The 7,331-nt window shown below is 76.8% G+C and carries 1 pseudogene; it reads left to right on the top strand.

From position 1 onward, the window contains the following. Positions 1–7,331 (top strand): annotated as a pseudogene (locus J7I94_RS35890) (hypothetical protein); the annotation flags it as partial.

Below are 7,331 nucleotides of genomic sequence, written 5' to 3'. Positions count from 1 at the left end.
CAAGCACGTGGAGCGGCGCGGCATCGGCACCCGGGAGAACTTCTCCGGGCAGCCGTCGGGCACCTACCGGACGTTCACGGTGCCGTGGATCGCCTCCGCGCCGGTCGGCGCGCCGACGCCGGTACGGGCCGTGGACGGTACGCTGTCGGGCGCGGTCACCCACAACCAGGCGTCGGACTCCACCACCGTCACGCACATCGTGCAGACGACCTCCGCCCAGCGCTCCAACGAGCCCTCCGACCCGGTGGAGTTCACGACCGTCTGGCGGGTCCGCGTCGACGCCCCCGCGGTCACCGCGCCGGCCACCGCCACGACCGCGCCCGCTCCGGACGGCTGGGGCACCCCGCGTACGCACGGGCCGACGACCATCTGGTTCCCGCGCCACCTCACCACCGCCGACCCGGCGCCCGGCTCGCTGCCCGCCCCGGCGGCGCCGGCCGACCTGCCGCTGTACGGCGTCGACGCGGTGATCGACCCGCGCGCCCTGTACGAGCACGTGCACCGCTCCTTCCAGGCCGACCTCGACGAGGCCGCCGCCGGGCAGGTCGCCGACTTCCTCTCCGAGCAGGTGCTGCGCGGCACGCTGCCGATGCAGCTGGAGGGCGGGCTCTACTCGCCTGTCCTGACCGACGCCTCCGGCAACGCCGTCGGCATGCTGCACCTCGTCACCACACCCACGGTCGGCACCCCGCAGCGGCAGAGCACCGCGGGTCAGATCAACCTCGAAAGCCACCTGGTCAACACCTCGAAGGTGGACCTGTCCTCGAAGTACACCAGCGGCGTCGCCCTCACCGGCTCCGGGGCCGCGGCACTCACCGCCGACCACCGGCAGGGCCACCCGGACGCCTCACGGGTGATCGGCGGCAACCTCGGCCTGCGCGGCCAGGCCACGGCGGCCGTGACCAACACCTACGGCGCGGGCTCCGCCTCGGGCACGATGCACGCCATCCGCACCAACCGCAGCCATCTCCTCGCCCCGGCCGCCGTCACCTACCAGGTCACCCTGATCCGGCCCGACGGCACCGAGACCGCGGCGCCGCCGCTCGCCCACGGACACGGCATGGACCTCCGGGTGCTCAGCAAGGCGGACGCCACCGGGCACCCGCCGGCCGCGGACGAGGTGCGGGAGCTGCCGGACGCGCTGGAGCGGCTGGACGGCATCGGCCTGAGCGCGGCGCCGCTCGACGTCACCGGCACGGACGTGCTGTTCGACCGCGCCGAGCGGTGGCTGCGCCGCGAGGGCTTCCTGCCGCCCGCCCCGGCGACGGCCGACGGGCCGGGCGGGCTCGGCGGGCGGCTGAAGCAGGCGGTCCGGGACCACGAGCCGGAGCACCAGATCCGGTTGCACGCCCAGCTCAACAACCTGCGCCGGCTGCGCGAGGCGCGCTCCCGCACCGGGCGGCGGGCCGCGACCGACGCCATGGTCGACGGCGGGCACGCCCTGCACTTCGAGGTGCCCAACAGCACGGACACCGGCGTCCGCCGGGTCCGGCTGCTGCTCACCGCCGAGCGGGACACCCCCCGGGCGGCCGTCCACCGCCGGGTGCTGCCCGGCATCCAGACCATGGGCCTGGCCCAGGCGGCCGGCAGCGACACCGAGCAGCGCGGCGAGTCCTACGGCGGCGCGCTCGGCCCGACGGGCAGCGTCACCGCTCCGCTGGGCGGCTGGGGCTCGATCGGATTCGGCGGCGACTACCAGTACGGACACCAGGTCACGCACGGGGACACCGTGGGCGGGGCCACCGGGCACGACCAGTTCTACATCGGCACCGGGCAGGACAGCCACGAGTTCGAGGTGCCGGTGCGGCTGGGCCTGGACCTGTACGCGGACGACGGCACCCGGCCGACGGAGCGGTTCGGGCAGGATCCCGCGCCCGCTCCGGCACCGCCCGCGCCCGGAGCGCCGCCCGCGCCGCCGGCCCCCAATCCGCCGACGGTCGCCGGGACGCTGCGGCTGGCGGTGCCCCACGGCCGCACCCACGCGCCGTCCCCGGGCGCACCGGCGTCGCCCGCGCCGCGCCGGGACGGTGTGCCGCGCCTCCCCGACGCCACCGACCACGCCCGCCTGGACGGCACGGACGCGGCCGGCACTCCCCGTCCGGAGCTGGTGCGCGTCCCCGACGACGCGCTGATCGACACGGTGCGCGGCTCCGCCGCCATCGAGTCGGCCTTCCAGCGGGGAGCCGGCGACATCCGCCGCGAAACGGCGACCACAGCGCCGGCGGCCGCGCCGGCCGGCGGACCGATCCTGCCGGTGACGGCCCCGAACCCGGGCACGGCGACCACCCCCGCAGCGGCCGGCACCGCCGCCACCCCGTCCGGCGTCCGCCTCTCCCCCCTCGCCGGGCACGGTCTCGCCGACACCCGCACCCGGGCCGCCGAGATCCGGCACGCCGCGCTCACCCCGGGCAGCCTGGTCGCGCACGGGCACGCCCTCTTCAAGAGTTCCTACGTCGTGGAGGGCCTGTCGCTGCCGGGGACGGTCGCGGACGGCCAGTACTCGGTGGAGATCCAGGCCGTCGCCCACCGGCCCCGGCTGCTCGACACCACCAAGCAGTATCTGGAGACCGGCGTCTCCGCGACCGACAGCGCGCAGCAGCTCAAGTCGCTCGGCAAGTCGCACCAGTTCGGCGGCGTGGGCACGCTCACGCAGAACCCGCCGACGGTGCCCGCGGGACCGGACAACGCGGCCGGCCACACCAGCCCCGAGACCGAGGGCTCCGCCTCCTCCACCGGCACCACCGGCACGTCGTACAAGGGGCTGTTCAACCCGTCCGGGCGCCTCGGCTACATCGCCCGCACGGACACCGCGGACACCCTGGCCTCCAGCACCGGCGTCAACCGCACCCCCACCGAGAGCGGTCAGCTGTACCGGATCGTCGCGGACGTCACCTACCTCGTCACGGTCCGGGCGGGTTCCCGCAACGTCCTGGGCGGCGTCCCCGGCGAGCCCGGCACCGTCGACCCGGTCACGTACGCCGTGGACGTGCCGGACGGGCTCCAGTTCCTGATGACGCAGGGCCAGCTCGCGCGGGACGCCCGCTGGATGGGCTCGGTGGCGGGGCTGGCCCCCGCGCCCGCCCCGGCGCTGACGGCGCCGCTGCCGTCGTCGTACGTCCGCGACCGGCAGCTCGGCCTCGGCGGTGTCACGTCCGTCGTCGAGTACGAGACACCGACCGCCGCGCCGGTGCCGTCGTCCGGGCCGAACAGCGGCGCCGTCCCGCTCGGCCCGGTCCGGCCCCGGGAGCGGCGCGGCCAGGTGCGGCGGGCGCTGCTCGACCTGGTGGAGCGGGAGGCGCCCGGCTCGACCACCCCCGGGCACCCCGGCTACCAGCCCGGCGTGCACACCCGGATCGCCCAGCTCGCCTCCACCGGCGGCCTGCGTGCGCTGCCCGGCCGCGGACCGGACGGCACGCCCCGGCGGGCCACCACCCGCTTCCACTTCCGTCACCACGGGTACGGCGGTGAGCGCCTCGTAGAGGTGACGCTGACGGCGGTGCCGCGGCGCACCCAGGACCTGACCGGCGTGCGCGGCGCCTCGCGCCCCGGCTCGGGCCTGGAGCAGTGGCAGTCGCACACCTCCTCGGGCCGCACCACGACCCGGGCGTCGGTGCGGCAGAAGCAGCTCGCCGCCAGCCTCACCACCCGCTACCTCCGCCCCGGCCAGAACGCGGACGGCGGCAAGGTGGACCGGGCGGCGCCGGTGTTCACCCCGCAGGCGGCCACCAGCAGGTCGGCCCGGCGGGCGGCCACCGCCGACAACCGCTTCTGGCTGCGCACCGACAACGGCGCCGACTTCGACGGCCTGGAGTACGACTACGTCGTCTCCATACGCTCGGCGCTGGTCGCCGACTGGCCGCCCAACGTGCTCGGCGGCCTCGTGCAGAACGGCGTCATCGCCTGGTCCGACGCGGACGGCGACGTACGCCGCTGGATGGACGAGCTGCTGCGGCGCGGGCAGCCGCGCACCCGCAGCGTGCCGGTCGTGCTGTCCCTGCGCTTCACCGGCACCGAGACCGGCGCGCGTACCTCCCCGGCGTCGGTGACCGCGCCGTCCGCCCTGTCCACCACCGACCCGCGCAACCGGGTGCGCGGGACCGGTCCGACGGCCACCCCGTACCTGGCCGACGCCCAGATGTTCCACCCGGCGGGGCCGACCCCGGCGTTCGCCTTCGACGGCTGGGGGCATCTGGAGACCGCGCTGAACGAGGTGGCGCCGCTGACCGACGGCCGCTGGCACTCGCAGCTGACCTCGGTGTCGGCGGAGGGCCGCGCGGTCCGGCTCGGCCAGCTCGTCCAGGCGGGCCGCATCTCCCTGGACCGCACCCGGCTGGCCGCCGACCTCACCCGGCGGATGCCCGGCACCCGCCCCTTCGAGGGCGCGCCCGCGCACGCGCCGTCCATCGAGATCACCCTCTACAACCCGCGCCGCGCCACCCACGCCGACGACGTCACCCTCGACCAGCTGCACAACACCACCGACACGGTGAGCACCTCGGCCGGCGCCGACCACTCCCTCGCCACCGCCTTCACCGAACTGCTCAGCGCCGACGACGCCAACCACCACCTGGCCGGGTTCACGGTGCCGCTCGCCCAGCGCCCGACCCAGCCGTCCGCGTTCGGCGGCACCACCACCGGCAGCCGCCGCGACTGGCTGAAGTCCGGCTCCACCTCCGCGCCCGCGAGCGGCGCCCGCGGCACCCGCAGTTACGCCGTCGACGCCGACGTGCACCTGCTCGTCGAGGGGCCCGCGGGCACCCGCCACGTCACCGGCACCGTCACCCTCCGCGTCGAGGAACGCGACCTGCTCGGCCACGGCCTCATCGCCCCGGACGAGTCCCCGGACGCCGTCCGCGACCTGCCCGCGCTCGTCCCCGACTGGGCCACCGCCGAGCCGCACGCCCTGGCCGAGCGCCTCACCTCCGCGCTCACGCCGGGTCACCAGGGCGTGCAGCTCTGGGTGGCCCTCGGCGCCGACCCGGACGGCACCCGGCTGGGCCAGGCCCTCTACGGCGCCTCCCGCGCCGCCGTCCTGGGCAACCGCCCGGTCGAGCTGATGACCCGGGACGCCGCGGGCGTGCGCCGCTGGGAGTTCACCCCCGACGGCGCCCTCGTCACCGCCGACGCCGCGCTCACGGCCGCGTGGACGCCCTTCCACGCCGAGGCCGAGCGGCTGCACGCCGCCGCCGACACCCTCGCCGACACCCCCGCCCGGCTGGCCCGCCTCACCGCCTCCCTCCAGCACGCCAACCGCGCCCACTCCGACGCCCTCGACGCGGACGGGCGGGCGCGGGACGCCGTGACGGGGGCGACGCGGGCACTGCAGCGGGCGCGGACCGGGGCCGTCACCTCGGCGCGGGCCGCGCGGGACGCCCAGAACCTCGTCGACCGGCGGAAGAAGTCGTACGCCGACGCCCAGCGCGCGGCGGCCACCCTGCCGTCGGTCATCGCCGCGAACGAGCGCGCGGAGACGCGGGGACGCACGGATCTGCGGGCGGCGCTGGCCCGGCTGACCGAGGCGGAGAACGCGGTGCGCGCGGACCGCGCGAAGGCCGCCGGGAAGGAAGCCGGGAAAGCCGTTGGGAAGGCCGTTGGGAAGGACACGCCCGGCCCGCGGGCCACCGCCTCCACCACGACGCCGCGCTCCAGCCGACCGGCCGCCGACGTAGCCGACGACCCCCGGGTACAGGCGGCCCTCCCGGCGATCACCGCCGCCGAGACCGCCGTCCAGCAGGCCACCGACCGGCTGACGGCCGACCGCGAGGCGCTGACGGAGGCGCGGCGCGTCATAGAGATCGCACCGGCCGGCATCCGCGCCGCCGAAGAGGCCCGCGACCGGGCCGAGAACGCGGCCCGTAAGGACGCCGCCGCCGTGGTCCGGCGCGCCGAGAACCTGCGCGTGGCCCAGCTCCGGGAGAACCGCGCGGGGCTGCGGGCACAGCGCACCGGGCGCAAGGTCACCCGCCGCGAGGGACAGCTCGCCGCCACCGTCGCCGCGCAGCACCGGGCCGCCGCCGACCTGATGGCGGCCACCGCCGCGCTGCCGGACCTGGCCGGTGCCGTGCGGGACGACGCCCCCGCGCCCGAGCAGTCGCTGCGCACCACCTTCGCCACCGTCCCGCCCCGCTGGCCCGACCCCGACGGCCGCCCCGCCCCCCTCCCGGCCGGCGGCCAGACGCACACGCCGGGCGCGGCACCCGCGAAGGCGCCGGTGGACACGACGACGCCGAAGCCGAAGCCAGCCCCGAAAACGAAGCCGAAACCGAAGCCCGACACCAAGGGCAAGGCCCCGCTCGCACCGCCGAAGCCCCCGACAGCCCTCACCACACCTCCGGCACCGCCCGCCTCCTCGCCGTACGTCGCCCCGCGCGGCGCCCAGATCCAGACGCCCGGGGACGGCTACTGCCTGCTGTACGCGGTCATCGGCAGCGCGCCCCAGGTGGTGGGCAACCGCCTGACGCAGGCCGGCCCCGCCCTCGATCCGGGGACCGCCGCCTGGCTGGCCCGTCCGGACCAGGTACGGCGCACGCTGACGGCGCTCGCGGTGAACCCCGCGGCCACCGACCCGGGCACCGGACATCTGCGCGCCACGCGCCGGCGTGTGCAGGACCTGGTGCTGGCCCGGCTGGCGGCGGCCCGCGGGGGCGGCACCCCGCTGTCGCCCCAGGTGCTCGGCCAGCTCCGGGGCGTCCTGGTGGGACAGTTCGCGGCGCAGGCGTGGACCGCGCCCATCGGCTGGGTCGACGCGCGGCTGTCCCAGTTCGGCATCCAGGGCGTGACCCGCGCCGAGGACATGGACCCGGACGACCTCCAGTCCCGCTACCTCCGGGCGGTGTCCGCGCCGGGAGCGCCGCCGGGCCCGTCCGGCACTCCGCCGAGCAACCGCCAGATGTACGGCTACCTGCGCTCGCTCAACGCGCTGCCGACGCTCGCCACCATGTCACCGGACGAGCGCCGGCACCTGCTCGTCGCGCGCTACCACGGCAGCACCGCACCGCTGGCCACGGCCGAGGCCGACGCCCTCGAACGGGCGGTGCGCGACTGGTCTGACGAGTGGGACAACCCGGTCGGCGACGCCTTCCTGCCGCTGCTCGCCGACACCCTCGGTGTGCCGATCCACGTCTTCCAGCCGGTGTCGGACGCCACCGCCCTCACCCCGACCGGCGGTCCCCGGGGCATCGAGCTGCCGTACGGCCGGACCGACGCCACCGTGCCGGCGATGGAGCTGTACTACACGGGACGCAACCACTACAGCGCGAGCGACGCGGGCCCCCTCACCACAACCACGACCACGACCACGCCCGCCAACGCCACCTCCAACGCCCCCCGCG

Source organism: Streptomyces sp. ISL-12 (assembly GCF_018614415.1).
GTDB lineage: Bacteria > Actinomycetota > Actinomycetes > Streptomycetales > Streptomycetaceae > Streptomyces.
Note: the sequence above shows the minus strand (reverse complement) of the source record. Positions and strands in the feature narration are given on the sequence as shown.